This window comes from Polynucleobacter sp. Fuers-14 (assembly GCF_018882045.1).
GTDB lineage: Bacteria > Pseudomonadota > Gammaproteobacteria > Burkholderiales > Burkholderiaceae > Polynucleobacter.
Window position 1 is genome coordinate 1 of the sequence record NZ_JACVPG010000026.1, and the last position, 26117, is coordinate 26117.

Here is a 26117-nt window from a genome sequence, read left to right on the forward strand (position 1 = left end):
AGGAATATATCCACTACTACAACCATGATCGGATCAAACAAAAACTAAAGGGATTAAGCCCGGTGCAATACCGAACTCAATCCCTCGTGCTAACCTAACTAAACTGTCCAACTTTTGGGGGTCAGTTCATACGGGTGGTTTTTCATTCTCGGCCGACTCGGTTTATAATTACATAAGTAATTGAATTAAAAGGGATTATTCCTTTAATTCCACTTTTGCTGGTTTGACAGCTCTTAGAGGCTCTTGGACAATGCCATGGGTGGTTGATTCAAGCCCCAAGCCCTCATGACAGTTGATACTCATTCCTCCTCCAATACACCGCATTTGATGCTTGAAGCTCGTGCGCTGACTTGTATTCGTGGGGAGCGACAATTATTTCTGAATCTGAATCTGACAGTGGCGGCTGGAGAGTGCCTGCATGTGCGCGGTGAGAACGGGGTCGGAAAAACTAGCCTCTTAAGACTCCTGACGGGACTTTCTAAACCAGAGGCGGGGGAGGTTCTTTGGAATCATCAATCAATCGCTAAAGATCCTTCTATATATCATCGGGAACTTTTATTCCTGGGGCATCGTGATGCTCTGAAGGAAGATCTGACTGCCTTGGAAAATCTGCAGCTGTATGCAGTCCTGGACGACATTCATTTGCCAGGTGATAAGGCTTTAGCAGCGCTCTGGCGTTTTGGTTTGCGTGGGCGCGAGAACCTACCGGTCAGTTGTTTATCGGCTGGACAAAAGCGTCGAGTCTTAATGGCTCGCATGTTGACACGTCAAGCCAAGTTGTGGATCTTGGATGAGCCATTTAATGCGCTGGATATTCATGCCGTTCAAGATTTGCAAGGATTAATAGCAGAGCATGTGGAGCAAGGTGGTCTAGTGGTACTGACTAGCCATCAAGCGGTGGATCTTCCGCGTGTGAGGGCGCTAGACCTGTGAACGCTCTGCTCGCAATCATTCGCCGTGATTTGCTCTTGGTCATGCGCCGCAAGAGCGAGGTGCTCACAGCCCTCTTCTTTTTTGTCGTAGTGACTAGTTTGTTTCCATTGGGTATTGGTGCGGATGCTGCTTTACTTCGCAAGATTGCTCCTGGGGTTCTCTGGGTTGCAGCCTTACTGTCTACCTTATTAGGCTTGCATCGGATGTTTGCTGCCGATTATCAAGATGGCGCTTTAGAGCAGCTTGCCTTGTCGCCGCAGCCTATGGTCTTGTTAGTAACTGGAAAAATTGTTGCCCATTGGATTGTGAGTGGACTACCGCTCGTGCTCTTGGCACCGATCATTGGTATTCAGTTTGATCTGGATGCTAGTTCTTTGTATGTACTGATGGGAACCCTATTATTAGGTACCCCGGTGCTATCCTTACTGGGATCCATAGGTGCGGCCTTAACCTTGGGTGTCAGAGGCGGTAGCGTGTTATTGAGCTTATTGATATTGCCTTTATATATTCCGGTTCTCATTTTTGGCGCTGGCGCCGTATATGCTAATAGTGTGGGTTTGGATACGTCAGGCCATTTTTCATTGCTAGGCGCATTATTGATTTTGGCTTTAGCATTTGTTCCTTGGGTAAGTAGTGCTGCTGTAAAGATTGCAATTGAATGAATCCGATAAATACTTTTTCTAATCACCGCTTAGTTAACTGGTTTAAGTTATCTAGCCCCAGCACTTTTTATCCGTTGGCGGGTAAGCTCATCCCATTCTTCTGGGTCTTGACTTTTTTATTTGGCACTGCTGGTTTGTGGGTTAGCTTCTTTGTTGCGCCCGTCGATGCCGTGCAAGGGCAGGGCTATCGCATCATTTTTATTCATGTGCCCGCATCCTGGATGTCGATGTTTATTTATTTAGTCATGGCTGCATGGGCAGGATTAGGACTGGTCTTTAATACACGTTTGTCTGCCATGATGGCGCAGGCTCTTGCCCCTATAGGTGCTTGGATGGCATTTCTATCCTTGTGGACCGGTGCATTCTGGGGCAAGCCCATGTGGGGTGCCTGGTGGGTTTGGGATGCTCGCCTTACTTCAGAGTTAATTCTTCTCTTTCTGTATTTGGGCTTTATTGCCTTGCGAGCATCTATTGATGATCCTCGCCGTGCCGATAAGGCGAGCGCCATTTTGGCTTTGGTAGGTGTTGTAAACGTACCGATCATTTATTTCTCGGTGAAATGGTGGAACACCTTGCATCAAGGCGCCTCCGTTTCCCTCACAAAAGCCCCGGCGATGGCACAAACCATGCTCTGGGGAATGCTGTTGATGGCCTTATGTCTATGGATGTACACCATTGCAGTCACCTTAATGCGAGTGAGGGCAATCATTTTGGAGCGTGAAGCCCATGCTGATTGGGTGAGACAATCAATTGAGGTGAAAATCTGATGTGGAATAGCCCTTCTGAGTTTTTTGCCATGGGCGGCTACGCAATCTATGTGTGGAGTAGTTTTGGTGTTTGTGCGCTGGTATTGATATTGGAGCCCCTCATGGCGCGTGCTCGCTTTAGAGCAATCGTAGGTCGGTTGAAGCAAGAGCAATTAGCTGAGCAGTTTGATAAAGAGATTAGTAAGTGAAGCCTAGACATAAACGTGCATTGATGATTGTTGCAGCGCTGATCGTAATTGGTGTAGCTGCACTCTTAATTTTGAATGCGCTCAATAGCAATATTGCTTTATACGTCACTCCAAGTGAAGTGTCAGCAGGCAAAGCGCCTCAAGGTCAGGCTTTCCGAATTGGTGGCATGGTGAAGGATGGCTCTTTAAAGCGCGATGGCTTAACCGTGCACTTTGTGATTACTGATTTGGTTAAAGATATTCCCGTGGCCTATACCGGCATCCTTCCTGATTTGTTTAAAGAAGGTAAAGGTGCTGTAATCCAAGGCCGCATGAATGCCAATGGTGAATTTATTGCCAGTGAAGTATTGGCTAAACATGACGAGAACTACATGCCTCCTGAAGCAAAACATGCTTTAGAGCAAGCTCAAAAAAACGGAACAAATAAATGATTCCTGAGTTTGGGCATTACGCACTAGTTCTGGCGCTTTGCATTGCTCTCATTCAGGGGGTTTTGCTATTGCTAGGCGCGCATTATGGCCGACGTGATTGGTTGGTGCTAGCAAGGCCTGCCGCGCAAACGGCCTTCTTATTGTTGGCGATTGCTTTTGGAGTCTTGGCCTGGAGTTTTTACGCCAATGATTTTTCTGTGCTTTATGTTGCTGAGCACTCTAATTCACAGCTGCCGGTGATTTATCGATTAGGCGCAGTATGGGGTGGACATGAAGGATCTCTCTTATTGTGGATTTTCTTGCTGGCTACCTGGACCATTTTGGTTGCTCAACTTTCTAAAGCATTAGATGACTTTATGGTGGCGCGAGTAATTGGTGTTTTGGGGCTGGTCACTAGTGGCTTACTCCTGTTTGTTTTAACAACCTCAAATCCGTTTGAGCGTTTATTGCCTGCTGCTCAAGATGGCCGCTCATTAAATCCACTCTTGCAAGATCCGGGCTTAGTATTTCATCCGCCAATGTTATACATGGGTTACGTTGGTTTTTCAGTGGCTTTTGCATTTGCAATCGCCTCTTTATTGTCTGGAAGATTAGATGCTGCTTGGGCTCGTTGGTCGCGTCCTTGGACAACCGCTGCTTGGGTTTTCCTGACCCTCGGTATTGCTTTGGGTTCATGGTGGGCCTATTACGAATTGGGTTGGGGTGGTTGGTGGTTCTGGGATCCCGTTGAAAATGCGTCGTTTATTCCTTGGCTCGTGGGCACCGCCTTATTACATTCTTTAGCGGTTACCGAAAAGCGTGGCGGCTTTAAGAGTTGGACTGTGCTCTTGGCAATTACCGCCTTCTCTTTGTCGCTACTAGGAACCTTCTTAGTTCGTTCGGGTGTCCTAACTTCGGTTCATGCATTTGCAACCGATCCAAGGCGCGGCATCTTTATTCTGATCTTCTTATCACTCGTCGTTGGTTCGTCTCTGATGCTTTACGCATGGCGTGCACCTAAGAGTTCGATGGGCGGCAAATTTAGTTTGAGCTCCAGAGAAACATTGATTTTGCTTGGCAATGTCTTTTTAGTGGTTTCTGCCGGATCTGTTTTGCTAGGCACCCTATACCCATTGCTGATTGATGCTTTGCATCTAGGTAAGATTTCTGTAGGCCCTCCTTATTTCAATAGCGTATTTGTTCCCATCATGGTTCCATTACTGGTATTGATGGGTATCGGTCCATGGGCAAGTTGGAAGCAGAGTAATTTAATTAGCATCGTCAAGCGTTTATGGATCGCAGGCGCAGTCGCTCTGATTGCAGGCGTTGGAACCCCCTTAATCATGGGCCAATTTACTTGGCTTGCAGGCATGGGCTTCATGTTGGCATTTTGGGTGATAGCTTCGGGCTGCATGCAAATTATTCGCCAAGCCAAAGCCGGTAAACCAACCCGTTCTTTTATTGGTATGCAGGTGGCGCATTTGGGCATTGCGGTGTTTGTGATTGGCGTAACAATGGTGGGTGCATACCAAGAAGAAAAAGATGTGCGCATGTCCCCTGGCGATACAGTGAGTGTTGGTGGATATCAAATCCAGATGCAGGGAGTGAATACAGTACTTGGCCCAAATTATCAAGCGATACGAGGTGCTTTCCAGCTCTCCAAAAATGGTATTGCTGAGAGAGGTCTTTATCCAGAAAAGAGAAGTTACTTTTCTTCGACGATGCCGATGACTGAAGCAGCGATTAATGCTGGACTCACCCGCGATATTTATGTATCACTAGGTGAAGCACTCAGCGATCAATCCTGGGCTGTACGTGTTTACTACAAGCCTTTTGTGGATTGGATTTGGGGCGGTTGCTTGTTGATGGCTTTAGGTGGCGTGTTCGCTATGTCTGATAAGCGCTATCGACTGAAATTAAAGAGCAAGTTCATATGAAAGCAAAATTTTTAATCCCCTTGATCTTGTTTGTGGGTTTGGTAGTCTTTTTGGCTATTGGCTTAAATCGTGATCCACATGAAGTGCCTTCACCACTAATTAACAAGTCTGCCCCTGCATTTGAAGTATCTCAATTGGCTGATGCTAATAAAACATTTTCACCGGCAAGTATGAAGGGACAGGTGTGGATTCTGAATGTTTGGGCGTCCTGGTGCGTAGCTTGTCGCGAAGAACATCCGGTATTGGTTGAGCTTGCAAAGTCCCAAATAGCGCCAGTGATTGGTTTGGACTACAAAGATAAGCGTGAAGATGCTGTAGTAATGCTGGCAAAACAAGGCAATCCTTATTCACTCTCCGCTTTTGATGGCAATGGGCGTGTTGGTATTGATTACGGCGTCTATGGCGTGCCTGAGACTTACATCATTGATAAGGCAGGAGTGATTCGCTTTAAGCACATTGGTCCATTAACAGTGGATTTATTGAATCAAAAAATTTATCCTATGTTGAGTGAGTTAAAGAAATCATGAGGCGGATTTTATTAATCGCCGTTTTCGTATTTAGTTTAGGAAACGTGTTTGCCAAAGATGCTGCACCACTCGCGGATGATCCAATAACAGAGCAGCGTCTTATTAGCATTTCTGAAGAGATGCGCTGCTTAGTGTGTCAGAACGAGTCATTAGCTGGCTCACGCTCCGATTTGGCCAATGATTTGCGTCGTGAAATTCGGGTATTGATCAAAGAAGGTAAGAGCGATGATCAAATCCGCTCGTTTATGGTCGAGCGCTATGGCGATTTTGTACTCTATCGCCCACCAGTGAAGCCGGTGACCTGGTTGCTATGGATTGGCCCATTTGTTATTTTGGGTCTGGGTATTGCTGGTTTATTAATGTATTTAAGACGTAGAGATAGCAGCGTGCCTAATGTCATGCTGACTGATGCTGATAATCAAAAAATCGATGCACTATTAAATGCAAGCGATAAGAAAGAGGGATGAAATAAGTGACTAGCTTTTTGATCCCCGCTTTTCTGCTCCTGGTGCTGGTAATGCTTCTGTTGCTGCGCCCCTTCATCTTTCCTGCGAAGAGCTCGTCGACATCGCGTCGTCAGATGAATGCCACCATATACCGAGAAGAGTTGGATAAATTAGAGGCTGAACATACGGCTGGTGCAATTACTTCTATTGATTATGAAATTGCGCATGCAGAAATGCGTCAGCGACTCTTTCAAGACACTATTGAAGGGGATGACAGAGAGGTTACTGGCTCCTCAAAGAAGACTGCACTCGGTTTGTGTATCTTTATCGTCCTGCTCTCATCGGCGCTGTATTTCTCCTTGGGGGATGTTGTTCGGGTAGCCCAAAACAATTCTGAAAAACCAGTCACCCAAGAAGGTGTCGAAAAAATGGTGGCTGAATTTGCCATCAAAATGGAAAAAGATCCTGGTAACTTAAAAGGCTGGGCGATGTTAGCTCGCTCCTACCGAATCTTGGGCCGCGATGAGGATGCCGCTAAAGCATATGCACGTGCTGGTAGCTTTATTGATTCTGATCCGCAATTGTTAGCCGACTATGCGGATGTATTGGCAAGCAATGCAAATGGGAGTTTTGTTGGGAAGCCTTCGCAGTTGATTAATCAGGCATTAAAGCTGGACCCCAATAACATGATGGCACTTTGGCTCTCAGGTACTGCATCCTATAGCGCTAAAAATTACAAGGCAGCGGTGCAGTCCTGGGAGAAGCTTGCGCAACAACTTCCGCCTAATACGGATGAGGCGCGTGCCATTCAAGGATCTATTGCTGAGGCGCGCTCTAAAGGTGGTCTGACTACTTCAGCGCCGGTTGCTCCAACCGGAAAAGGCATTAGCGGCAAGATTGAATTGTCTGCTGACCTTAAATCTAAAATTAAGCCTGGCGACATTGTGATGGTGATTGCACGCAAACCTGGTGAGCGTATGCCTGTTGCTGTCTTGAAGGCATCTGCAACTGACTTTCCAATGGGCTTTATATTGAATGATTCATTGGCTATGAATCCCAGTGCGCCTCTGTCTCAACTATCTGAGGCGAGTGTCGAGGTGCGCATTTCTAAGACTGGGATGGCGAAACCGGAAGCGGGGGATTTAATCTCTTCAGTGCAGACAATTAAAGTCGGCACAACCAATGTTCGCCTACTAGTCGACCAAGTTCGCCAGTAAGGTTTTAGCCTCTACCCACAAACGGCATATTGGTTGCCATAATGGTCATCGACAGAATATTGCTTTCGAGTGGTAGTTGGGCCATATGCAGTACGGCCTCACCAACATGATTAACATCCATGCGTGGCTCCACCTTAGTGGATTGATCTGCCTGTAGGATCCCAGCAGCCATACGTTCAGTCATCTCTGTTGCAGCATTGCCGATATCGATTTGACCGCACGCGATATTAAAAGGACGTCCATCTAATGCAATGGTTTTGGTTAAGCCGCTGATGGCATGTTTGGTTGCCGTGTAGGGCGCTGACATTGGACGAGGTGCGTGTGCAGAGATTGAGCCATTATTGATAATTCTGCCGCCCTGTGGAGATTGCGCCTTCATCATACGAATCGCTTCCTGTGAACACAAGAACGCACCACAGAGGTTGCTATTCACTACATTCATCCATTGCTCATAACTCAGGTCTTCCATTGGAATGGCAGGGGCTCCCATACCAGCGTTATTGAAGAGCAAATCAATGCGGCCAAATTTATGGCTAAGTGCTGTAAATAGCTTTTTGACTTCATCGGGTTTGCCAACATCGCAAGCGACCGCTAGACAGTTACTTTGATTACCGCCGATATCAGCAATAGCCTTTTCTAATCTATCTAGATTGCGTCCAGTTAGGACCACTTGATAGCCTCCCTTGAGAAGGGCTTTGGCAGCCGCCCGCCCAATACCAGTTCCTGCACCAGTTACTAGGGCTACCTTAGTTTTTGCTGAATTCATCATATTCTTTAGGGCTGCTTAAAAGCATCATCTTATCGTGATTTATTAGGCCTGTTTTGAAACCTTTGCCTATTGCTTTGCTCGGGGCATAATGCAAAAAACACAAGAGATTTCCATGAATTTCATCAAAAAACAAATTTATAACCCCTTGGCTATAACAGCAGCCTTTTTTGTTCTATTAACAATCCTTTTTGGTGTTCTGTGGGTTTTAGTCCCGCCGCCGCCAAAGTCAATCGAGATGGCTACGGGATTTCCTACGGGACTGTATTACCAGTTTGGCGAGCGCCTGAAATCGGAAATAGCTAAGGAGGGTGTTGATCTCAATGTGCGATCCACAGGCGGAACTTTAGATAACTTAGCTCTTTTGAATGACCCCAATTCTGGGGTTGATTTTGCAATGGTGCAGGGTGGTGTTGCTAATGTTGCTGAATATCCAAACTTGGTTTCAATAGCCGGAATGTTTTACGAGCCCATTTGGGTTTGGTATCGTGAAGATGCATTTAAAAATGATGGTGGCCAACTCAAGATTTTAAGTCAGCTAAAAGGTAAGCGCGTCTCCATCGGCAATGATGGGAGTGGCACCTTAGTACTCACTCAGAATTTGTTGCAGGCTAGCGGTATTACAGATAAGGAGATTGGCGCGCAGAAATTAAATCCTGATGAGGCTATCGTTAAGTTAAATAATAGCGAATTAGATGCAGTATTTGTAGTGGCAGCCGCAGAGGCCCCCATCTTGAAAAAGTTTTACTCTATTCCTGGTATTCGCTTGATGGATTTTGACCAGGCGGATGCATACACCCGAAATCTTAGTTATTTATCCAAGGTGACCGTGCCCAGAGGTTTATTGAGTATTCAGCATGATCAACCTCGTCAGGATATTCAGGTGATGGCTGCCGCTGCTACATTGGTAGCCCATGACAATGTAAGTCCGGCAATGGTTTCACTCTTATTGAGTGCTTCTTACGATATTTTGAAATCCTATTCACGATTACAAAAGGTGGGCGAGTTTCCTTCCGGTTCTGGACTAGATTTCCCATTGCATACGGATGCGGAGATTTACCTAAAGGATGGCCCTTCATTCTTGCATCGTCACTTGCCGTTTTGGACTGCGGTATGGGCAGGACGTTTTGTCAAAATTGTTATTCCATTACTAGTAATTTTGATTCCATTATTTACCTATATTCCAACTACCAAAAATTTCTTATTGCGATTGAAGTTGGCGCAGGTGTATGAGGAGCTCAAGGTGATTGAGAAGAATGCTCAAAATCCCGCCTTAAAAGAAAAGAATTTCAAAGATCTTGAGGATATCGAGAGGCGCGTTGGAAACATTAAGGTATCCATGTTGGATGCTAAAGAGCTGTACGATCTCAAGGGGCATGTGGGTGAAGTGCGTCATCGTTTGAGCTTAGTGCACTAACTTCATCATTTGTCCTAAAATAAGCCTATGACGATTACTGGCCTTGCGCCTACACTGACCCCCTTAAAGCAGATCGATCAAGCTTTGCGTGATGATGGCTTTGCTGTGGTATCCGCCGAGACGGTTGCCAAGATTAGCAATGTAGATCTATTCAAGCTTCAAGATCTCACGAAGTATTGGGAAAACTTGCCCCGCGACCCTTATTTAAAAGATGGTGGGCGCTATCGCTTTCGTCGACATGCTAGCTATGAGATTAAAGGTGATGAGCTCACATTGGTTCCACATCGTGCACACTGGCAATCACTGGATTACAACGCATTGCATGGTGGAATTGAGCGCTGGTTTGAGCCCATTCAAGGTGAGTTATTAAGTAATACTGCTTGGCAATCTGTCTTGCTCGGGCTTGCACATATCTTGAATAGCCTAAAGCCTGTGAATACTTGGTTTGTTGAAGCGCATCAATTTCGAATTGATACTACTGATGGTATCGGACGTCCAACGCCTGAAGGTGCTCATCGCGATGGTGTTGATTTTGTAGCGGTCTTCTTATTGGGTCGAGAGGGTATTAAAGGTGGCGAGACCAGAATATTTGATACCTCTGGCTCCGCAGGATTGCGTTTCACTCTCACGCAACCTTGGTCTCTTTTGTTAATGAATGATCAGCGCATGATTCATGAATCAACCCCAATTCAGCCATTAGCAAAATATGGCTATCGAGATACCTTGGTTCTTACCTACCGCTCAAATGGTTTCCAAGACTCTCCAAATCGAAGTCAGCAATAAGCCAGCTGATTTACTCTGGCTCCATGCCAGCTTCTTTAATCGCTTTTGCCCACTTAGCAGTTTCTAGTTTGATCTTTTGACCAAGGGCTTCAGGCGTTCCTGGCTGAGTTTCAAAACCATTTGCAGAGAGTCGCTCTACTAGGTCTTTTGATTTAGCTGCATTGTTAATGGCTTGATTGAGCTTGAGAACAGCGTCTTTTGGCATGCCTGCAGGACCAAATGCCGCAAAGAAGGCGATCAGTTCATAGCCTTTGATACCTAATGCTTCATTTACCGTAGGTAACTCTGGAATAGCTGACGAGCGCTTTAAGGAGGTGACAGCTAAGCCACGGATTTTGCCTGCTTGTACCTGAGGTAATGAGACTCCAAAGTCAGATGTGAACATATTCACCTGACCGCCAATTAAATCAGTCATAGCATTGGGGCCGCTCTTGTATGAGACCCCAATCATTTTGATATCAGCAAAGCTTGCCAGCATTTCTGATGAAACGCGCTGTGATGTACTTGCATAAGCAAAAGTCGTCTTTCCTGGATTGGCTTTGGCTAGAGAAACAAACCCATTCAGTGATTTAGCGGGCACATCATTATTGATGGCAATAATGAGTGGAGCAGATCCAAAAAATCCAATGGGAGTAAAGGCAGTGTCTTGGTTATAGGGTAAATTTTTAACCAAGCTCTTCAGGGCGGCATTAGTGCTATTGGTTCCGAACAGAATCGTATAGCCGTCTGCGGGGGCCTTGGCCACAAAATCTGCACCAATTAGGCCATTTGCGCCAGGGCGATTTTCAACAACTACGGGCTGACCTAATGACTCAGACATTTTTGCCGCAAAAGCGCGTCCAATTTGATCGGTTGTGCTACCGGGTGCAAAAGGAACAATCGCTTTAATGGGTTTGGAGGGGTAGCTATCCGCTGATGCCAGGGTACTTGTGAAGCTAATGATGAGGCCGGCCCCGATCTGCAATAAGCGAGCTATCAAAGATTTGCTATTCATGCTGTCTCCGTCTTGTTTTCAGTAGTGTAGCGGGTCTAATTCGTTCTGGGCGAGTAGAATGAGTTCACGTTTCTACTGACTAACTATGCGCTTTCGTTCGGCTGGCTATACCCCTCTTATGCTTCTGGCACAAACCTGTGCTTTATTGGGTTTTGCTTGCTATGCCGTCGTGTTAACGACTTTGCAAGAGGAGTGGCATCTCAGTAATTTGCAGTCGGGCCTGATTGCGAGTGCTTTTTTCTTTGGTTACATGCTTGCCGTTCCATTAGCTACAGCGTTAACAGATCGGGTAGACGCGCGTAAGGTATATTTAATAGGCGGTCTCACAGCAAGCTGCGGTCTTTTGTGTATGAGTCTGTTGGCTTATAACTTTTGGACAGCTCTACTTTTTATGGCTTTGAATGGTGCTGGTCTTGCTGGTACTTATATGCCCGGCCTCAAGATTTTGTCAGACCGCATCCAATCGGGAGAGTTAACTAGACATATTGCGTTCTATACCGCCTTCTTTGGTATCGGCACTGGATTTTCGTATTTGTGTTCTGGTTGGATTTTGAGTGCGCTTGGTTGGCACTATGTATTTGGTTTGATTGCATTGGGCCCATTTAGCGCATTTCTGATTGTCTTGTTGCTAATTCCAGCGCTTCAGCATGAAAAATGGCAAGGGTCAATGAATATTCGTCTGCACGATATATTTCCAGTGGATAAATGGAAATTAGTTTTACAAGACAAAAATGCATCAGGCTTTATTTTTGGATATACCGCTCATACTTTAGAGCTCTTTGCTTCAAGGAGCTGGATTGTTGCCTTCTTTGCTTTTTGTGCAGTTGCTTCTGGCGAAGATTTCTTTCTAACTGCAACCACTTTAGCTGGAGTGATTAATTTCTTTGGCGTGCCCTCCTCTATATTGGGTAATGAAATTGCTTTGAGAGTAGGACGTCAAAAATGGGTGTGCATTGTGATGCTGACTAGTGCGGTATTAGGGATTGCATTTGCTTGCTCAACTGGCCAGTCGTGGTGGTTGATTGTTGCTCTGGCTATTGGGCATACCATATTCATCATGGCAGATTCTTCAACGCTCACTGCAGGCTTGGTGATTAGTGCGCAAGAAAATATCAAGGGCGCAGCAATGGGCCTGCACTCATTGATGGGCTTTAGTGGCGGCCTATTGGGCCCCGCTATTTTTGGTTTCGTCTTGGATATTTCTGGTTCTCGTACTTCACAAGGTGCCTGGGTATGGGCATACGTTGCCGTAGTCATGTGGGGCGTTCTATTTGTGATTTACGAACGACGTAGGGGTTGGGGTAGCTCTGTGCGCGCATGAGTAATCAGATAAATGAGCAGATGAACAAAAAGAATGCTTTAGTTTGCTATCACTGTTCAAGCCAGATTCTCCCAGGGGAATTAACTGAGGCGGAACTGGGTGGTGAGACGCGTCCATTCTGTTGTCCAGGTTGTATGGCAATTGCGCAAACAATTCATGGAGAAGGCCTAGAAGTTTTTTATGCTAGGCGTTCTCAGTCGGGTGATAAGCCAGCAGCCTATCTTGCAAGTGATGAGATTCCGGTGAAGCTCAAGCCTTATGACGATCCTTCATTGCGAGGCCGTTTCACCCGTTCATCTGGAGGGGAGGGTGATCTTGAAACCACTCTACGTTTAGAAAAAATTCGATGTGCAGCTTGTGTTTGGCTGTGCGAGCAACATTTACGTCGTAATGCAGGTGTTCAGGATGTGCAAATTAATTACGTTACTCAAAAAGTAATGGTGCGTTTTTCTCCAGATAAAACGAGCTTAGCAAGACTGCTTTTTGAAATTGAACGCATTGGTTATGAGGCTTGGCCATTTGAACCCTCCCAATCATTAGATCGCGCTAAAAAGGAAAGGCGCCACCTTCTTTTGCGCCTTAGTGTAGCAATGCTCGGCATGATGCAGGTCATGATGTATGCCTGGCCTACGTATGTCGGCGCTGACATTACTCCGGAATTTGAGATTCTTTTAGGTTGGACTAGCTGGTTATTGACTGTTCCTGTGATGGTCTACTCAGCAGGCCCTATATTCCAGTCGGCTTGGCGAAGTGTGCAGTCTTTTAAGCAAACGCATATGTTGGGAATGGATGTTCCTATCGCATTGGCTTTAGCTTTGGCATTTACTGCGGGCACTATTAATTTAGTTACCGGTGTTGGGCATACTTATTTTGATTCCATCACCATGTTTGTGGCATTTATCTTGGCGGCCAGATATGTGGAGCTATTAGCAAGACAAGATGCGCAGGGTGGGGCAGAGGCCTTAGCTAAACAACTGCCTGCAACATGTGAGCGAGCATTGAACTATCCAGCATCACAAGAAATTGAAGTGGTTCCCGTGGTTAATTGCAATCCTGGAGAAGTATTGCGAGTTTCTCCAGGGGAAGTGGTGCCGGCTGACGGTGTCCTGATTGAAAATGTGAGTGCCTTAGACGAGTCTTTGCTCACAGGCGAATCTAAGCCGGTTGAGAAAAAGATTGGTGACCGTGTGTACGCTGGTACTCACAACATACTGAATCCATTGTTCATGCGAATTGAGGCAGTGGGGCAATCAACCCGTATCGCCGGAATTGCTTCCTTATTAGATCAAGCATTACTTGCTAAACCAGTCATGGTGAGTCTTGCTGAAAAGTGGACTGCTTATTTTGTTGCCTTTTTACTATTCGGTGCGTTTGCTTCGTCCGCTATTTGGCTGTACTTTGACCCTAGTCGTGCGTGGACAGTTTTAGTTTCTGTTCTAGTTGCCAGTTGCCCTTGTGCTTTATCGCTAGCAGTTCCAACCGCTATGGCAGCAGCGCAAGGCGCGGTAACTAAATTAGGTTTACTGATTGTGCGTGGTCATGTGATGGAAGGTTTAGTAAAGGCAACTGACTTAGTGTTGGATAAGACCGGCACATTAACGATGGGTCAGCCAGAATTGCAAGAGGTCATTAATTTGCGTACGGGCTATCGACGTGAAGATGCTTTGGCTTTAGCTACGGCATTAGAGGCGGGGCAAAGGCATCCGTTGGCACTTTCTTTGATGCGTGCCGCTACTGCTGAAAATTTATCTTTACCTACATTGAGTGAACCAGTGATTAATCAACTGGGAAAAGGTTTAAGTTCGGGCGAGTGTCGCTTGGGAAGCGCCTTGTGGCTGGGGGTAGAGCAGAGTGCGCAATTAGGGCAATACGGTCAGGTGCATTTAGCGGATGCACAAGGATTGATAGCCAGCTTTGTATTTTTGGACACGCCTAGAGCAGGGTTAGAGCAATTCCTAAAAGTAGTGAAGTCTAGAAAGATTGCAGTGCATTTAGTTTCTGGTGATGATCGCGCTACGGTTGCGTGGTGGGCTCATCATGTGGGTATCGAATACTATCAAGGCGGCTGTACGCCTGAAGATAAGTATGACTACATCGAAAGGTTGCAAAAAGAAGGTCGTTTTGTATGGGCCATCGGCGATGGTGTGAACGATGCGCCCTTGCTTGCTCGTGCAGATATCTCTATTGCGGTTGGTGCTGGTGCACCTTTAGCTGCTGCTGGAGCCGATGCAATTCTGACGGCTAGCTCTTTAGAGCCATTAGCAAAAACTTTGTTGCTAGCTGATAAAACTCACGCAATCATTAAAGAAAACTTATGGTGGGCCTTGGCTTATAATTTGCTTGCTATACCTGCTGCAATGATGGGTTTGGTAAATCCCTGGGTTGCCGGGATCGGAATGTCGCTTTCTTCATTAGCCGTGACTTTAAATGCCTGGCGTTTACGAAACGCTTAGACTATAGGAATGGAAAGTCTATTTCTTCTCATTCCCATTTCTCTGGTTTTAATTGGCCTTTTGGTCTGGATTTTGAACTGGTCCATAAAAAGTGGTCAATTTGACGATTTAGACGGTCCTGGTGAGGCGATTTTGATGGATGATGACACTCCAAAATCCAAATAAGTTAGTAAACACCCTCAATAATAGCTATATATTTAAATAGCCCAAGCAATCTAGGGTTTCCCTTAGATGTGCAGGATGAATTTGCCCTACCCTTTTTGATATAGATCAAATCCCCTTTAGAGCTCTACTTTGATAATCAATCCAGTCTATTTGGATTATGTCGCTGTTTGGTCACAAAAAAGGAGAAACCATGGGGCTTACCGTGGGGAGTAATCAAGATACCTTCAATTACAAGGTTGTCAGCCAATTTGCCATCGTTACTGTGCTTTGGGGAATTGTTGGTATGCTCGTGGGGGTTATCCTCGCAGCCCAGTTGATCTGGCCTGAAATCACCTTTAATATTCCTTGGTTGAGTTATGGTCGCTTGCGTCCTTTGCACACCAATGCAGTGATTTTTGCTTTTGGTGGATCAGCCTTATTCGCAACATCCTATTACATCGTTCAGCGTACATGTCAGGCGCGTTTGTTTTGTGACAAGCTAGCAGCCTTTACCTTCTGGGGTTGGCAGGCAGTTATTCTGCTGGCTGCAGTGACATTGCCATTGGGCATATCAACCTCAAAAGAATACGCTGAGCTTGAGTGGCCGATTGATATTTTGATCACTGTAGTTTGGGTAGCCTACGCAGTTGTTTTCTTTGGCACCATCATGAAGCGCAAAACGAAGCATATTTATGTTTCGAACTGGTTCTTCGGCGCATACATTCTGACTATTGCCATTCTGCATATCTTTAATAACTTAGAGATGCCCGCAACATTATGGAAGTCCTACTCTGCATATGCTGGGGTACAAGACGCGATGGTTCAGTGGTGGTATGGTCACAATGCAGTAGGCTTCTTCTTGACTACTAGCTTCTTGGGCATGATGTATTACTTCATCCCAAAGCAGGCTGAGCGTCCAATCTATTCATATCGTTTGTCGATTGTTCACTTCTGGGCCTTGAACTTCACGTATATGTGGGCAGGCCCTCACCACTTGCAACACACTTCTTTGCCTGACTGGACTCAGTCGCTCGGCACTGTGTTCTCCTTAATTTTGCTAGCTCCTTCTTGGGGCGGCATGATCAACGGCATCATGACATTGTCTGGCGCTTGGTATAAATTGCGTCGTGATCCGATCTTGAAATTCTTGGTAGTTGCCTTGTCTTTCTACGGCATGTCCACCTTTGAAGGCTCCATGATGTCTATCAAGACAGTGAATAGCTTGTCTCACTACACAGACTGGACTATTGGGCACGTTCACTCTGGTGCTTTGGGTTGGGTAGCCATGATTACCATTGGCTCTCTCTACTATCTGATCCCGCGCTTGGTTGGTCAAAAAGAAATGTACAACACCAAGTGGATTGAGTTGCATTTCTGGATTGCCACTATTGGTGTTGTTCTCTATATCGCTGCAATGTGGATTGCCGGCGTTATGCAAGGTTTGATGTGGAGAGCGTTTGAACCAGACGGCACTTTGACATACAGCTTTGTCGAGTCTGTTAAAGCGACTTTCCCTTTCTATGTTATTCGTTTGATGGGCGGCTTGTGCTACCTAAGCGGCATGTTCTTGATGGCGTACAACGTCTTCAAAACAGTGCAGGGTAAAACTTTTGTAAATGCGCCTATTCCAATGGCTGTTGCTGAACACTAAAAGGAGAAGAAAATGTCTAGCGAAAATAAATTCTTTTCCCACGGAACGCTTGAGAAAAACGTTGGTTGGTTAATTATTGCAACGATCGTGGTCGTATCGATTGCAGGGTTGGTGCAAATTGTTCCCCTCTTTTTCCAGCACACTACGACTGAGCCTAGTCCTGGCGTTGTTCCATACACAGCTTTGCGTTTAGCTGGTCGCGATATCTATCAACGTGAAGGTTGTGTTGGTTGCCATTCACAGCAGATACGGACATTGCGTTCTGAAGTAGAGCGCTACGGTCCCTATTCATTGGCTGGCGAGTCTGTATATGACCATCCATTCCTATGGGGTAGTAAGCGTACAGGCCCAGATTTAGCTCGTGTAGGTGGACGCTATTCAGATGCTTGGCATCAGATTCACCTAAATAACCCGCGCGATGTGGTGCCGGAGTCCAATATGCCTGCTTATCCTTGGCTCGGAAAAAATGCAGCTGATGCAAGCTCTATTCAGTCACATATGGTTGCCATGCGTCGTTTAGGCGTTCCATACACTGATGAAATGATTGCAAATGCACCTGCAGAGTTAGAAGGTAAGACGGAATTAGATGCATTAGTTGCTTACCTGCAAGGCTTAGGTATTACGCGTCGCTATATTACTGTCGAAGAAGTTGTAGCGAAGTAATTAACAAGGCTATTAATTAAAACTACTTAAATCAAATGGAACAGATTACTTCCTACCTCTCGGCATTTTCTACAGTAATAGGCCTTGTCTTTTTTGTAGGAATTGTTTTGTGGGCCTGGTCTCCTGGTCGCAAGAAAGCAAATCAGGAGTCAGCAGATCTTCCATTTGATCTTCCGGATGAATTTAGTAAGGACAAATCATGAGTGACTTTTTTAGCAGCGGTTGGAGTGCTTACATCGCCTTAGTCGCATTAATTGGAATTTTCTGGTGTATATGGCTTTTGTTCTCCCAGAGGAAGGCTAAGGTTGTGCATACGGCCGATGGCGCGGTTGCTGATACGGGTCACGTATGGGATGGCGATCTGCGTGAGTTAAATAATCCATTGCCACGTTGGTGGATGTGGATGTTCTTGCTCTCTTGCATCTTTGCATTGGTCTACTTAGTGTTGTTTCCAGGTTTGGGATCATTTCCGGGGATTATGGGCTATACCACTGATGGTGCTTTGATGAGCTCTATGACTGAAGCAAATGATGAACTAAAGCCTGTTTATGCGAAATACGTCAAGATGGACATTGAGCAAGTGGCAGCCGATCCTAAAGCCCGCGAAATGGGTCAACGCCTCTTCCTGAATTCTTGTTCACAGTGTCATGGTTCTGATGCTGGTGGCGCTAAAGGCTTCCCTAATTTGACTGATGGTGACTGGCTCTATGGAGGTTCACCAGAAAATATCAAGGCATCCATTACCTATGGTCGTGGCGGTGTGATGCCTCCATTCCCACAGCTGGACAGCAATCAAATTGTGGATGTTGCTAACTATGTACGTAGCCTTTCAGGTCTGTCGGCGGATGATGCTAAAGCAGCCCGTGGCGCACAAGTATTCGCTGCAAACTGCGTAGCCTGTCATGGTCCTGATGCCAAAGGAAATATTGCTATTGGCGCACCAAATTTAACCGATAAAACTTGGTTATATGGTGGCTCAGAAGCGACGATTATTGAAACGGTAACTAAGGGTCGTATGGCTATGATGCCTGCTCAAGATAAGGTATTGAGTCCTGAGAAGATTCATTTGTTAGCAGCTTATGTCTGGGGTTTATCTAATAATAAACAACCAGCAACAGCTAAGTAAGAATAGCAATCAGTGCCCTATATTTCGCCGGGTGGGAAACCTGTTCCGATAGAAGTTATTGAGGAGTCTCTTTACGAGGTTCGGCGAAAGATTTATCCGCGTTCAGTATCAGGGCTCTTTGCCCGCTGGCGCTTCATTTTGGTATTTGCTACGCAGCTGCTGTTTTATGGCTTGCCATGGGTTAGTTGGAATGGCCGTCAAGCAGTTCTTTTTGATTTAATTCAGCGTAAGTTTTACATCTTTGGCCTCGTGTTATGGCCACAAGATGTGATTTATCTCACCCTCTTATTGATTCTTTCTGCGCTTGCTTTATTTCTATTTACTGCAGTGGCTGGACGCTTATTCTGCGGTTACGCATGTCCCCAGACCGTCTACACCGAAATCTTCATGTGGATCGAGCGCAAGGTCGAGGGAGATCGTTTTGCCCGTATTCGTTTGGATGGCGAAGAGTGGCCTTGGGGTTTCCGTAAATGGCGTTTAAAGATTACGAAGCATTTCCTGTGGTTATTGATCGCATTCTGGACAGGCTTTACTTTTATTGGGTATTTCACCCCAATTAGCACCTTAGGTTCTGCATTAATTCATCTGTCTTTGGGTCCATGGCAGACTTTCTGGTTGTGCTTCTATAGCTTTGCAACCTGGGGTAACGCAGGGTTCATGCGTGAACAAGTATGTAAATACATGTGCCCATATGCACGCTTCCAAAGCGTGATGGTAGATAAAGATACATTCTTGGTGACATACGATAAAGTGCGTGGCGAACCAAGGGGCAGTCGCAGCAAATCCGCAGATCTAACTTCCCTGGGTTTGGGCGATTGCGTTGACTGCAGTATTTGTGTTCAAGTTTGCCCTACTGGCATTGATATTCGTGATGGCTTGCAATATATGTGTATTGGTTGTGGCGCCTGCATTGATGCATGCGATCAAGTGATGGAGAAGGTGGATTATCCAAAAGGACTCATTCGCTATACGACTGAGCGTGCTATTGAGGATAAAGAGTCTAATCAAAGTGCGATTCGCCATATATTGCGCCCGCGCGTATTGATCTACACCGCTTTTATCACCGTGCTTACAGCCGCTTTTCTAGTTTCTCTCGCCACCAGAAACCCATTGAGGGTTGATGTGATGCGTGACCGTGGAGCATTGGCGCGCGAAGTCGAGGGTGTAAGGATTGAGAATATTTATCGCATTCAAATCATGAATGCCTCTGAAAATAATATGAATGTGCAGGTGAAGGCGCTTGGTTTGGATGGATTAAAAGTGCTTAATTCACAAGGGCAGATTGTTACCGAGATTGAGGTTGGGCCAGCTAGCAATCTTCTGATGCCGATCAAGGTGAGCGCCGATGTTGGGGCGAATGAGGCTGGTACCTACCCAATTCATTTTGATGTAGTTGCCCATGAGATGTCAGGTGACGAGTTAATTACGAGAACTCGCGAAGAGAAATCTACTTTTATTATTCCCCGTTAAGCTAGAAGGCAATGGAGAGGATGGATATGACAGAACAACAAACTACTAAACCCTGGTTCAAGCAACTATGGCCATGGCTTTTAATTAGTGGACCAGCTGTCGCCGTGATTGGCTGCGCTATCACTATTTACTTGGCTATAAATTTGTATGCAGATAAACCATTGCGTGATGGCGTTGTGAAACAGGGTTTAAAAGTTGAGCAGCTTAAAGATGCGCAGGCAACAAAATGAAGTACCGCCTACTAATCTGGATTTTGTGGCCCTCTTTTTTGGTGGCTGGCATGGCAGAGGGCCTGTTATTTACTGTGATCCACCCACAAGACCTTTTATTTTTTGGTTATCACCCAGATATTTCTGATGAGGGCATTTATACAATCGGGTTCTTCGTGATTTGGACCTTCTGTGCGATCTCTAGCGCGCTTACTGCTTATATCCTGCCTGGGATTGAGTCACCCGATAGCAAGGAAATTGACCGCGGCTTAATTTAAGCCTGTTTGATTAGGATTTCAGGGCTTGTGCAGCCGTGGCGATCTGGGTTTGGAATGCCTGCCAGTTCGTATAGCCCATTCATATCGATAAGTTTGATGTGGCGTTGTTTGATTTGAATTAAGCCTGACTCTGCAAAGCGTGAGAGCATGCGACTGACAGTTTCAATTTGAATCCCAAGATAGCTACCAATATCATTACGACTCATGCGTAAATCGAACTCATTATTCAAATAGCCGCGTGCAGCAAGACGTTGCGAGAGGCTCAATAAAAAGGCTGCCAATCTTTCTTCTGCGCGCATCGTGCCAAGTGACAGTAGATGACGCTGATCTTGAGTCAGCTCACGACTCATGATTTTATGGAACTGATTTTGCAATACAGGGATCTGCCGAGCCAAATCTTCAAAAGCATCGTAACGAATAATGCAGACTTCGCTCTCTTCAAGTGCAATTGCATCAGACTGATAATGACCCTCGCCAATACCATCAAGACCTATAATTTCACCGGGCAGATGAAAGCCAATCACTTGTTGCCGACCGTCTTGCAGGCAGAACTCTGTTTTAAGGGTGCCAAAACGAACGCTATATACAGAACTAAGTGGATCGCCGTGACGATAAAGGCTTTCACCTTTTTGAAGATGAACGCGCTCTTTAACCAAGGTATCGATTTGGGAAACTTCGCTACTATTTAATCCAACCGGAAGGCAAAACTGACCCAGTACGCATACAGAGCATTTGCTGGTTGGGCTATCGGTAGGTTTGTAGTTCATATTAGGGCTGATCTATGGGATCAGTTTATTCTATAAGTATGAAGATTATGACTTTTACCTATTTTCTGTTGATTTCATGCTGACAGCTAGCTTACTCGTTGCGGTCTTTCTGGGCGCTCTTGTGAGTGGCTGGCACTGTGCTCTGATGTGCGGTGGGATAGCGGCTGCCATAGAGCGGCCCGTAGCCCTGGAGACCCCTTTAAGACCAAAATCTGAGCTTTTTTACCTCCAATTAATCATGCATTTGGGCCGTGTCACAACTTATGTCTTATTGGGCGCTTTTGCCGCTTCAGTAGGGGTGGTGGTTTGGCAGCAAAACCTCATTCCAATCCAGCGCCCCTTATTTGCTTTAACGTCCCTGATCTTAATTCTGATGGGTATGCGTCTACTCAGAATAAGCAAGTCAGAAGGTCTGCTTGGCGGCAAATGGTTAAGTGCAAAAATTGCGGCTTATTGGGCTAAATACTTGGGTGCTATGGCTAGCGGCCCTTCACGTTGGTTTAGCGGCATGCTATGGGGTTTGGTGCCCTGTGGATTGGTCTATAGCGTTTTACCACTTGCCTTTTTATCTGGTGATGTTTTAACTGGTGCCGCACTGATGCTGGCATTTGGTTTGGGTACATTGCCTAACCTATTGCTGATCTCTAAATTTTCTGCGGTACTGACTCAGTTTGGGCAATATCTATGGGTGAGGTATTTGGCTGCTGCACTTTTATTGATTGCAGGCGGCTTTGGTATATATCGTGCCTGGGTATTGCCAGAAGCCTTATTAAAAGGCGGCTTCTGTATTTCTTAATTTGCTCTTAAGCTGTTGCTGCCTCTATGCCGGAGCTCAGATCTGGATAGAAAGAATCATGCGGTAGCGTCGATAGAAATTCACTGCGCTCTGCCATTTCGAGTGGTTGATGCGCTAAGCCGCAAATAATTAATCGAATATTACAAATCCTGCACAGGTGCGCTAGTTCCATGATCGTATCCATCCCAGAAGTATCAATGTAGATTACGTTCTTTAAATCTAGCAAGAGAATTTGCGAGGGTAAATTCGCCTCAATCTTTTCGAGGAGTTTTACTGCCCCAAAAAAGATGGCACCATGAATCCGATAGGCATCAATTCGACCTTGTTGATCATTTAGTCCCGGGTAATCGCTGGCTAGAGCAGTCTCGCAACGCGATAGACTGGAGATGCGGTAAATGAAGGTGATAAAGGCGAGCAGTAAGCCTACTTCTACTGCAATCGTGAGATCTAGTACAACGGTGAGAATAAAGACGCTCAAGATGGTGATTCGATACGGTAATCGGAATTGCTTTAGGTCGATGAACTTCTGCCACTCACCCATATTCCAGGCCACATACATCAAGATGGCGGCAAGGCTAGCTAAAGGAATGTTTTTGGCGAGCGGCGCTGCAAACAAAACGATGACTAGTAAAGTTGCCGCATGCACGAGTCCAGAGACAGGTGTAGTGCCGCCACTCTCTATATTAGTAACCGTGCGAGCAATCGTTCCGGTCGCTGGCATGCCACCAAAAAATGGAATCGTGAAGTTAGCAATGCCCTGAGCTACTAGCTCTTGATTTGACTCATGGCGATCATGAATGAGGCCATCGGCAATGCGCGCGCAGAGTAAGGATTCAATTGCACCTAATAGGGCAAGTGTTAAGGCTGGTGCCACCATGTATTGAGCGCTATCCCAGCTTACCGGAATCCATTCAAAAGCGGGGAGCCCTGAAGGGATGCCGCCAAAGCGACTACCAATCGTATCTACTGGTAAATTAAAAATACTGGTAACGATCGTTGCAACCACCATTGCTACCACTGTGCCAGGAAGATGAGAGAGCCAGCCTAAGCGATTCTGAAATAGCTTCCATAAAATGAGTAAGACAAGACTCCCACAAGCTAAACCAAGCGCAATGGGGTTAAAGGTGTCTGCTGCTAAGTAGAGCGCATGCACTGATTGAAAAAATTGAGCCGGCATTTTTTCAATCTGAAGTCCGAAGAAATCTTTGACTTGAGATAGCCCAATTAAAAAGGCGATGCCATTGGTAAAACCAATAATGACTGCAATTGGAATGAAGCGTACTAGCGTTCCAAGACGAAATATACCCATCAGAAATAAAAATACTCCTGACATGGCGGTTGCGAGTAATAAATTTTGAACGCCATAGCGCTCTACAATGCCGTAAACAATGACAATGAAGGCGCCGGCCGGGCCGCCGATTTGTACGCGGCTACCTCCAAGTAAGGAGATGAGCCCGCCAGCAATAATGGCAGTAAAAATACCCGCTTGGGGTTTGAGTCCGCTGGCAATTGCAAAAGCCATGGCTAATGGGAGCGCAACAACGCCAACCGTCATTCCAGCAAAAACATCCTTAGTGAAAAGGGCACGGCTATAACCAGAAAATGAGTCAAAAAGTCGGGGACGAAAAAACATAAGATGAATGTTTAATTGACCTAAGAGATGCGGTTGCCAACCCAGTAAGCAAAACTCGCACACAAGGCTGTAACAAAACTACCCCATGCAATATCAATGAAAGCTAATTGTGTTGGAAAGTTTCTAACGACCGCCAGATTGGTGAGATCGTATGTCATGTAGCAAAACAGGCCAAACAAAGCGCCATATTGCAGTGCATATATCCAAGACTGTTTTGATAATGCCGGAACAATCACAAAAATACAGACGCCCAAGGCGTAAATCAGGTAGAACGCTAGTCCAGCTAGAAGCTTAGGTTCGCTGGCCATTAAGTCACCCATCTCATTGCGATAGAGGTTTTTTGCGATTCCCAAAAGCCACACTAAATCGATTGCAATGAGGGCAATTAAAAATGAGAGATAGATAGCAAAATTCTTGATCAATTAAGTTACCTTTATTCTTTTATAGGCTAATAATTAGTATTATGATGGAAAGAGCAAATGAGTAGTTCAATTTAAAGGGAGTCAACATGTTTAAGCATTTATTGGTGCCAGTAGATGGTTCAGATGTCAGCAAAAAATCCTTAAAGAAAGTCGCCGCACTTGCTAAGGCAGATGGCGCTGCAATTACGTTGGTATATGTTTCCGATCCTACCCCTCCGATGGTTTATTCAGATAGCACCATGGGTTATGGAATCTCAAAGAAACAGCACACAGAAGCTTGCGCAGCTTACGCACGTGATGTATTTAAGAAGTCGACAACGGCGCTGGGAGTTGGCGCTAAAGTGAAAAGTCTTCACATTGAAAATAGCAACCTATCTGAAGGTATTTTGGCTGGCGCAAAAAAAGCGAAAGCGGATGTGATTGTTATGGCGTCTCATAAGCGCACAGGTATCAAAGGGATCCTGTTGGGTAGCGAAACCCATGAAGTCATTGTGCATTCCACATTACCAGTATTAGTTCTGGGTTAATTTACCTAGTATCAAGTTAAAAGGGTCCAAGTGGACCCTTTTTTATTTCAGCAGTATTCCTGAATTTATTTAGTTATGCTTAATAGGGCTACCTAGCAGAAGCATCTCTCTAGTTAGCTGCCCACTCTCGTTATCGCGCATGGACCATAAATCAAGTTGGGTTTTGGAGCCATAGGGGTCTACATAAATCCCATTTTTTCTTAATTCAAAATGAAGGTGTGGTCCTGTTGACCTACCGGTTGTTCCTACATAGCCGATTTCCAAGCCGCGCCGCACTTCGTTACCCAACTCAAGCTCTACGTTGTAACTGCTCAAATGCGCATAGTATGTGTGGTAATTACCCGGATGCTCTAAAACAATTAAGTTTCCAAATGCACCGCTAAAGCCTATGTGCACTACTTTGCCATTAGCAACACTAAAAATGGGGGTGCCGATTGGGGCAGCATAGTCAATCCCCATGTGGGCGCGATAGCGTTGCTTTGTTGCTGGCGCCTGGGTTGGAGCTGTTGGCACAGGATTCTTACTACGCTTACTCGAAGAGGCTCTTACCATGCCAACTCCCCGAGAAATACGGCGATAGCTTAATGGGTTAGTCCAGAAGGAGCGCTCAAGTGATTCTCCGGTTCCGGTAAAGAAGCCCCCAGGAATATCATTGCGCTCCATCCAAAAAGCATTCGCGTAAACGTCTTTGGTGGCGGGGTCAATAATTTCTACAGCCCAAATTTGCGCCCATCTTTCTCGATCACCAAAGTCAACAATCAAGCGCACAACGCTGTTGGTATTTTCAAGAGAATTATTTTCTTCAGGATAGATTTGCTTGATCAGGGAATTTAATTCCCAAACCAGCTCAACTGGCAATTGATCGCTTACTTTTCGAGTGTCATACAAGACATCTCTTAAAGGAATGCGAATCTCGGTTAAACGCTTGGACTCATCTTTGAGATAGTCTTGCTGAATTAAAAACCCACCAACAGCTGACGGTGTAAATGTCCATACTTCAGTTTTACTATCTTGGAGTGGGCCATTCATGATGCTCAATGAGTCGAAACGATTACGACTTCCAAATGCAACCGCGTAAGGGATGCAATCTCCACGCATGTGATCAAAAAATGTTTTGGTCTGATTTTTGAAGAATTCAGCGAACTGCCGATTATCAATGCCTACGCTAGCCGGCAGGCTATCTTCATTAAAATTACGTCTTAGACATCCTTGGGCTGCTCGATAGTCAAGGTTTGCATCGCTATCGAGCATCAACTCATCTGGGGCTTTTCGCTGGAATAGCGATGGGTTCAGGCTCATGCTATTCGTTTTTGAGCCAGTACCCGCTGATTTATCTTTGAAGCCAACCTGCCTGCTGGTTTGAACGGTAATCTTCTTGCGTGCTTGGGTCGTGCTTTGGGCTTGAGCTGCATACGCCAAGCCCGGGGTTGAGCTAAGAAAGGCGCAGCCAGACAAAATGATTACCCCCTGAGTGAACAGGGAGCCAAGAGATACTTTTTTATTCACCCCTCAATTATCTAATAATGTGGGAGCATCTTTGAATAAATATGCTGTGCCGCAGCAAATTAGACTGAATCTTGATCGGGCGCTAGCTTGAGAACTTCAAAGGC

Annotated in this window: 30 protein-coding genes; 24 read left to right on the plus strand and 6 right to left on the minus strand. The window is 45.6% G+C overall.

Annotated features, from left to right (window positions below; translation table 11 throughout):
* From ICN40_RS11195 to ccmI, 10 genes are all read left to right on the plus strand, one after another.
* On the plus strand, positions 1 to 98 hold a 98-nt coding region (locus tag ICN40_RS11195), incomplete at its 5' end, for an IS3 family transposase (RefSeq protein WP_216123889.1).
* Positions 99 to 285: 187 nt separating this feature from the next.
* Positions 286 to 933: a cytochrome c biogenesis heme-transporting ATPase CcmA gene (gene ccmA, locus ICN40_RS11200; RefSeq protein ID WP_255561328.1), complete on the plus strand. Its 648-nt coding sequence runs from the start codon at positions 286 to 288 to the stop codon at positions 931 to 933.
* Entirely contained in the window at positions 930 to 1595 is a 666-nt protein-coding gene (gene ccmB / locus ICN40_RS11205; RefSeq protein ID WP_216244021.1) for a heme exporter protein CcmB, read from the plus strand. Before ccmA ends, ccmB begins: the two co-directional genes overlap by 4 nt.
* Positions 1592 to 2362, plus strand: a complete 771-nt coding sequence (gene ccmC, locus ICN40_RS11210; protein ID WP_216244022.1) for a heme ABC transporter permease CcmC — start codon at positions 1592 to 1594, stop codon at positions 2360 to 2362. Before ccmB ends, ccmC begins: the two co-directional genes overlap by 4 nt.
* Entirely contained in the window at positions 2362 to 2550 is a 189-nt protein-coding gene (ccmD, locus tag ICN40_RS11215) for a heme exporter protein CcmD (protein ID WP_216244023.1), read from the plus strand. The genes ccmC and ccmD overlap by 1 nt, the downstream gene beginning before the upstream one ends.
* Complete coding sequence (ccmE, locus tag ICN40_RS11220; protein WP_072583721.1) at positions 2547 to 2981, plus strand: cytochrome c maturation protein CcmE; 435 nt, start codon at positions 2547 to 2549, stop codon at positions 2979 to 2981. Before ccmD ends, ccmE begins: the two co-directional genes overlap by 4 nt.
* Complete coding sequence (locus ICN40_RS11225) at positions 2978 to 4897, plus strand: heme lyase CcmF/NrfE family subunit (RefSeq protein WP_216244024.1); 1920 nt, start codon at positions 2978 to 2980, stop codon at positions 4895 to 4897. The genes ccmE and ICN40_RS11225 overlap by 4 nt, the downstream gene beginning before the upstream one ends.
* On the plus strand, positions 4894 to 5424 hold the full coding sequence (locus ICN40_RS11230) for a DsbE family thiol:disulfide interchange protein (protein ID WP_216244025.1): 531 nt from the start codon (positions 4894 to 4896) through the stop codon (positions 5422 to 5424). The genes ICN40_RS11225 and ICN40_RS11230 overlap by 4 nt, the downstream gene beginning before the upstream one ends.
* Positions 5421 to 5891, plus strand: coding sequence for a cytochrome c-type biogenesis protein (locus ICN40_RS11235; protein ID WP_216244026.1), 471 nt, complete (start codon positions 5421 to 5423; stop codon positions 5889 to 5891). The genes ICN40_RS11230 and ICN40_RS11235 overlap by 4 nt, the downstream gene beginning before the upstream one ends.
* 5 nt (positions 5892 to 5896) lie before the next feature.
* Positions 5897 to 7087 carry a c-type cytochrome biogenesis protein CcmI gene (gene ccmI, locus ICN40_RS11240; RefSeq protein WP_216244027.1) on the plus strand — a complete coding sequence of 397 codons (1191 nt, stop codon included), beginning with the start codon at positions 5897 to 5899 and terminating at the stop codon, positions 7085 to 7087.
* Positions 7088 to 7091: 4 nt separating this feature from the next.
* On the opposite strand, the gene ICN40_RS11245 is transcribed toward ccmI, so the two are convergent.
* Entirely contained in the window at positions 7092 to 7853 is a 762-nt protein-coding gene (locus ICN40_RS11245) for an SDR family oxidoreductase (RefSeq protein ID WP_216244108.1), read from the minus strand.
* Positions 7854 to 7968: 115 nt separating this feature from the next.
* On the opposite strand from ICN40_RS11245, the gene ICN40_RS11250 reads away from it, so the two are divergent.
* Both ICN40_RS11250 and ICN40_RS11255 read left to right on the plus strand, forming a co-directional pair.
* Positions 7969 to 9270 (plus strand): TAXI family TRAP transporter solute-binding subunit, encoded by a 1302-nt coding sequence (locus ICN40_RS11250; protein WP_216244028.1) that lies wholly within the window; start codon positions 7969 to 7971, stop codon positions 9268 to 9270.
* Positions 9271 to 9297: 27 nt separating this feature from the next.
* The gene (locus tag ICN40_RS11255; protein ID WP_216244030.1) at positions 9298 to 10053 is read left to right on the plus strand and encodes a 2OG-Fe dioxygenase family protein; all 756 of its coding nucleotides are present in this window, start codon (positions 9298 to 9300) and stop codon (positions 10051 to 10053) included.
* Between the two features lie 10 nt (positions 10054 to 10063).
* On the opposite strand, the gene ICN40_RS11260 is transcribed toward ICN40_RS11255, so the two are convergent.
* The gene (locus tag ICN40_RS11260; RefSeq protein WP_216244032.1) at positions 10064 to 11047 is read right to left on the minus strand and encodes a tripartite tricarboxylate transporter substrate binding protein; all 984 of its coding nucleotides are present in this window, start codon (positions 11045 to 11047) and stop codon (positions 10064 to 10066) included.
* Positions 11048 to 11165: 118 nt separating this feature from the next.
* Here ICN40_RS11260 and ICN40_RS11265 point away from each other — a divergent pair, with 118 nt between their 5' ends.
* From ICN40_RS11265 to ICN40_RS11310, 10 genes are all read left to right on the plus strand, one after another.
* Entirely contained in the window at positions 11166 to 12368 is a 1203-nt protein-coding gene (locus ICN40_RS11265; RefSeq protein WP_255561329.1) for a nitrate/nitrite transporter, read from the plus strand.
* A gap of 20 nt (positions 12369 to 12388) precedes the next feature.
* Positions 12389 to 14821 carry a heavy metal translocating P-type ATPase gene (locus tag ICN40_RS11270; RefSeq protein WP_216244037.1) on the plus strand — a complete coding sequence of 811 codons (2433 nt, stop codon included), beginning with the start codon at positions 12389 to 12391 and terminating at the stop codon, positions 14819 to 14821.
* Positions 14822 to 14830: 9 nt separating this feature from the next.
* Positions 14831 to 14986, plus strand: a complete 156-nt coding sequence (ccoS, locus tag ICN40_RS11275) for a cbb3-type cytochrome oxidase assembly protein CcoS (RefSeq protein ID WP_216223553.1) — start codon at positions 14831 to 14833, stop codon at positions 14984 to 14986.
* Between the two features lie 190 nt (positions 14987 to 15176).
* Positions 15177 to 16616, plus strand: a complete 1440-nt coding sequence (ccoN, locus tag ICN40_RS11280; protein WP_216244039.1) for a cytochrome-c oxidase, cbb3-type subunit I — start codon at positions 15177 to 15179, stop codon at positions 16614 to 16616.
* A 12-nt stretch (positions 16617 to 16628) separates the two neighbouring features.
* Positions 16629 to 17279, plus strand: a complete 651-nt coding sequence (ccoO, locus tag ICN40_RS11285; protein ID WP_215320652.1) for a cytochrome-c oxidase, cbb3-type subunit II — start codon at positions 16629 to 16631, stop codon at positions 17277 to 17279.
* Between the two features lie 35 nt (positions 17280 to 17314).
* On the plus strand, positions 17315 to 17482 hold the full coding sequence (locus tag ICN40_RS11290) for a cbb3-type cytochrome c oxidase subunit 3 (protein ID WP_216244041.1): 168 nt from the start codon (positions 17315 to 17317) through the stop codon (positions 17480 to 17482).
* On the plus strand, positions 17479 to 18405 hold the full coding sequence (ccoP, locus tag ICN40_RS11295) for a cytochrome-c oxidase, cbb3-type subunit III (protein WP_216244043.1): 927 nt from the start codon (positions 17479 to 17481) through the stop codon (positions 18403 to 18405). Before ICN40_RS11290 ends, ccoP begins: the two co-directional genes overlap by 4 nt.
* 12 nt (positions 18406 to 18417) lie before the next feature.
* Complete coding sequence (gene ccoG / locus ICN40_RS11300) at positions 18418 to 19875, plus strand: cytochrome c oxidase accessory protein CcoG (protein WP_216244045.1); 1458 nt, start codon at positions 18418 to 18420, stop codon at positions 19873 to 19875.
* A gap of 26 nt (positions 19876 to 19901) precedes the next feature.
* Positions 19902 to 20105 (plus strand): FixH family protein, encoded by a 204-nt coding sequence (locus ICN40_RS11305; protein WP_216244046.1) that lies wholly within the window; start codon positions 19902 to 19904, stop codon positions 20103 to 20105.
* Positions 20102 to 20362: a hypothetical protein gene (locus ICN40_RS11310; protein WP_216244048.1), complete on the plus strand. Its 261-nt coding sequence runs from the start codon at positions 20102 to 20104 to the stop codon at positions 20360 to 20362. Before ICN40_RS11305 ends, ICN40_RS11310 begins: the two co-directional genes overlap by 4 nt.
* Here the strand turns inward: ICN40_RS11310 and fnr are convergent.
* The gene (gene fnr, locus ICN40_RS11315) at positions 20359 to 21129 is read right to left on the minus strand and encodes a fumarate/nitrate reduction transcriptional regulator Fnr (protein WP_216244050.1); all 771 of its coding nucleotides are present in this window, start codon (positions 21127 to 21129) and stop codon (positions 20359 to 20361) included. The two genes, ICN40_RS11310 and fnr, sit on opposite strands and share 4 nt — an antisense overlap.
* Positions 21130 to 21205: 76 nt before the next feature.
* Here fnr and ICN40_RS11320 point away from each other — a divergent pair, with 76 nt between their 5' ends.
* Positions 21206 to 21925 carry a sulfite exporter TauE/SafE family protein gene (locus ICN40_RS11320; RefSeq protein WP_216244052.1) on the plus strand — a complete coding sequence of 240 codons (720 nt, stop codon included), beginning with the start codon at positions 21206 to 21208 and terminating at the stop codon, positions 21923 to 21925.
* 7 nt (positions 21926 to 21932) lie between these two features.
* Here ICN40_RS11320 and ICN40_RS11325 read toward each other — a convergent pair whose 3' ends face one another.
* Positions 21933 to 23558 (minus strand): SulP family inorganic anion transporter, encoded by a 1626-nt coding sequence (locus ICN40_RS11325; protein ID WP_216244053.1) that lies wholly within the window; start codon positions 23556 to 23558, stop codon positions 21933 to 21935.
* A 20-nt stretch (positions 23559 to 23578) separates the two neighbouring features.
* On the minus strand, positions 23579 to 23980 hold the full coding sequence (locus ICN40_RS11330) for a DUF2177 family protein (RefSeq protein WP_072583704.1): 402 nt from the start codon (positions 23978 to 23980) through the stop codon (positions 23579 to 23581).
* A gap of 86 nt (positions 23981 to 24066) precedes the next feature.
* Here ICN40_RS11330 and ICN40_RS11335 point away from each other — a divergent pair, with 86 nt between their 5' ends.
* Positions 24067 to 24507 (plus strand): universal stress protein, encoded by a 441-nt coding sequence (locus tag ICN40_RS11335; protein ID WP_072583703.1) that lies wholly within the window; start codon positions 24067 to 24069, stop codon positions 24505 to 24507.
* A 69-nt stretch (positions 24508 to 24576) separates the two neighbouring features.
* Here the strand turns inward: ICN40_RS11335 and ICN40_RS11340 are convergent, their stop codons facing one another.
* On the minus strand, positions 24577 to 26013 hold the full coding sequence (locus tag ICN40_RS11340) for a M23 family metallopeptidase (RefSeq protein ID WP_308281785.1): 1437 nt from the start codon (positions 26011 to 26013) through the stop codon (positions 24577 to 24579).
* Positions 26014 to 26117 lie beyond the last annotated feature (104 nt).

What these genes read in the sequence shown, in the direction of transcription:
- ccmC (WP_216244022.1), top strand. Translation starts at nt 1,592, where the DNA reads ATGAATCCGATAAATACTTTTTCTAATCACCGCTTAGTTAACTGGTTT.
- ICN40_RS11230 (WP_216244025.1), top strand. Translation starts at nt 4,894, where the DNA reads ATGAAAGCAAAATTTTTAATCCCCTTGATCTTGTTTGTGGGTTTGGTA.
- ICN40_RS11290 (WP_216244041.1), top strand. Translation starts at nt 17,315, where the DNA reads ATGGAACAGATTACTTCCTACCTCTCGGCATTTTCTACAGTAATAGGC.
- ICN40_RS11305 (WP_216244046.1), top strand. Translation starts at nt 19,902, where the DNA reads ATGACAGAACAACAAACTACTAAACCCTGGTTCAAGCAACTATGGCCA.
- ccoN (WP_216244039.1), top strand. Translation starts at nt 15,177, where the DNA reads ATGGGGCTTACCGTGGGGAGTAATCAAGATACCTTCAATTACAAGGTT.
- ICN40_RS11335 (WP_072583703.1), top strand. Translation starts at nt 24,067, where the DNA reads ATGTTTAAGCATTTATTGGTGCCAGTAGATGGTTCAGATGTCAGCAAA.
- ccoO (WP_215320652.1), top strand. Translation starts at nt 16,629, where the DNA reads ATGTCTAGCGAAAATAAATTCTTTTCCCACGGAACGCTTGAGAAAAAC.
- ICN40_RS11235 (WP_216244026.1), top strand. Translation starts at nt 5,421, where the DNA reads ATGAGGCGGATTTTATTAATCGCCGTTTTCGTATTTAGTTTAGGAAAC.
- ICN40_RS11245 (WP_216244108.1), bottom strand. Translation starts at nt 7,853, where the DNA reads ATGAATTCAGCAAAAACTAAGGTAGCCCTAGTAACTGGTGCAGGAACT.
- ICN40_RS11325 (WP_216244053.1), bottom strand. Translation starts at nt 23,558, where the DNA reads ATGTTTTTTCGTCCCCGACTTTTTGACTCATTTTCTGGTTATAGCCGT.
- ICN40_RS11255 (WP_216244030.1), top strand. Translation starts at nt 9,298, where the DNA reads ATGACGATTACTGGCCTTGCGCCTACACTGACCCCCTTAAAGCAGATC.
- ccmA (WP_255561328.1), top strand. Translation starts at nt 286, where the DNA reads ATGACAGTTGATACTCATTCCTCCTCCAATACACCGCATTTGATGCTT.
- ccmD (WP_216244023.1), top strand. Translation starts at nt 2,362, where the DNA reads ATGTGGAATAGCCCTTCTGAGTTTTTTGCCATGGGCGGCTACGCAATC.
- ccoP (WP_216244043.1), top strand. Translation starts at nt 17,479, where the DNA reads ATGAGTGACTTTTTTAGCAGCGGTTGGAGTGCTTACATCGCCTTAGTC.
- ccoS (WP_216223553.1), top strand. Translation starts at nt 14,831, where the DNA reads ATGGAAAGTCTATTTCTTCTCATTCCCATTTCTCTGGTTTTAATTGGC.
- ICN40_RS11260 (WP_216244032.1), bottom strand. Translation starts at nt 11,047, where the DNA reads ATGAATAGCAAATCTTTGATAGCTCGCTTATTGCAGATCGGGGCCGGC.
- ICN40_RS11250 (WP_216244028.1), top strand. Translation starts at nt 7,969, where the DNA reads ATGAATTTCATCAAAAAACAAATTTATAACCCCTTGGCTATAACAGCA.
- ICN40_RS11225 (WP_216244024.1), top strand. Translation starts at nt 2,978, where the DNA reads ATGATTCCTGAGTTTGGGCATTACGCACTAGTTCTGGCGCTTTGCATT.
- fnr (WP_216244050.1), bottom strand. Translation starts at nt 21,129, where the DNA reads ATGAACTACAAACCTACCGATAGCCCAACCAGCAAATGCTCTGTATGC.
- ICN40_RS11310 (WP_216244048.1), top strand. Translation starts at nt 20,102, where the DNA reads ATGAAGTACCGCCTACTAATCTGGATTTTGTGGCCCTCTTTTTTGGTG.
- ICN40_RS11270 (WP_216244037.1), top strand. Translation starts at nt 12,389, where the DNA reads ATGAACAAAAAGAATGCTTTAGTTTGCTATCACTGTTCAAGCCAGATT.
- ICN40_RS11320 (WP_216244052.1), top strand. Translation starts at nt 21,206, where the DNA reads ATGCTGACAGCTAGCTTACTCGTTGCGGTCTTTCTGGGCGCTCTTGTG.
- ICN40_RS11265 (WP_255561329.1), top strand. Translation starts at nt 11,166, where the DNA reads ATGCTTCTGGCACAAACCTGTGCTTTATTGGGTTTTGCTTGCTATGCC.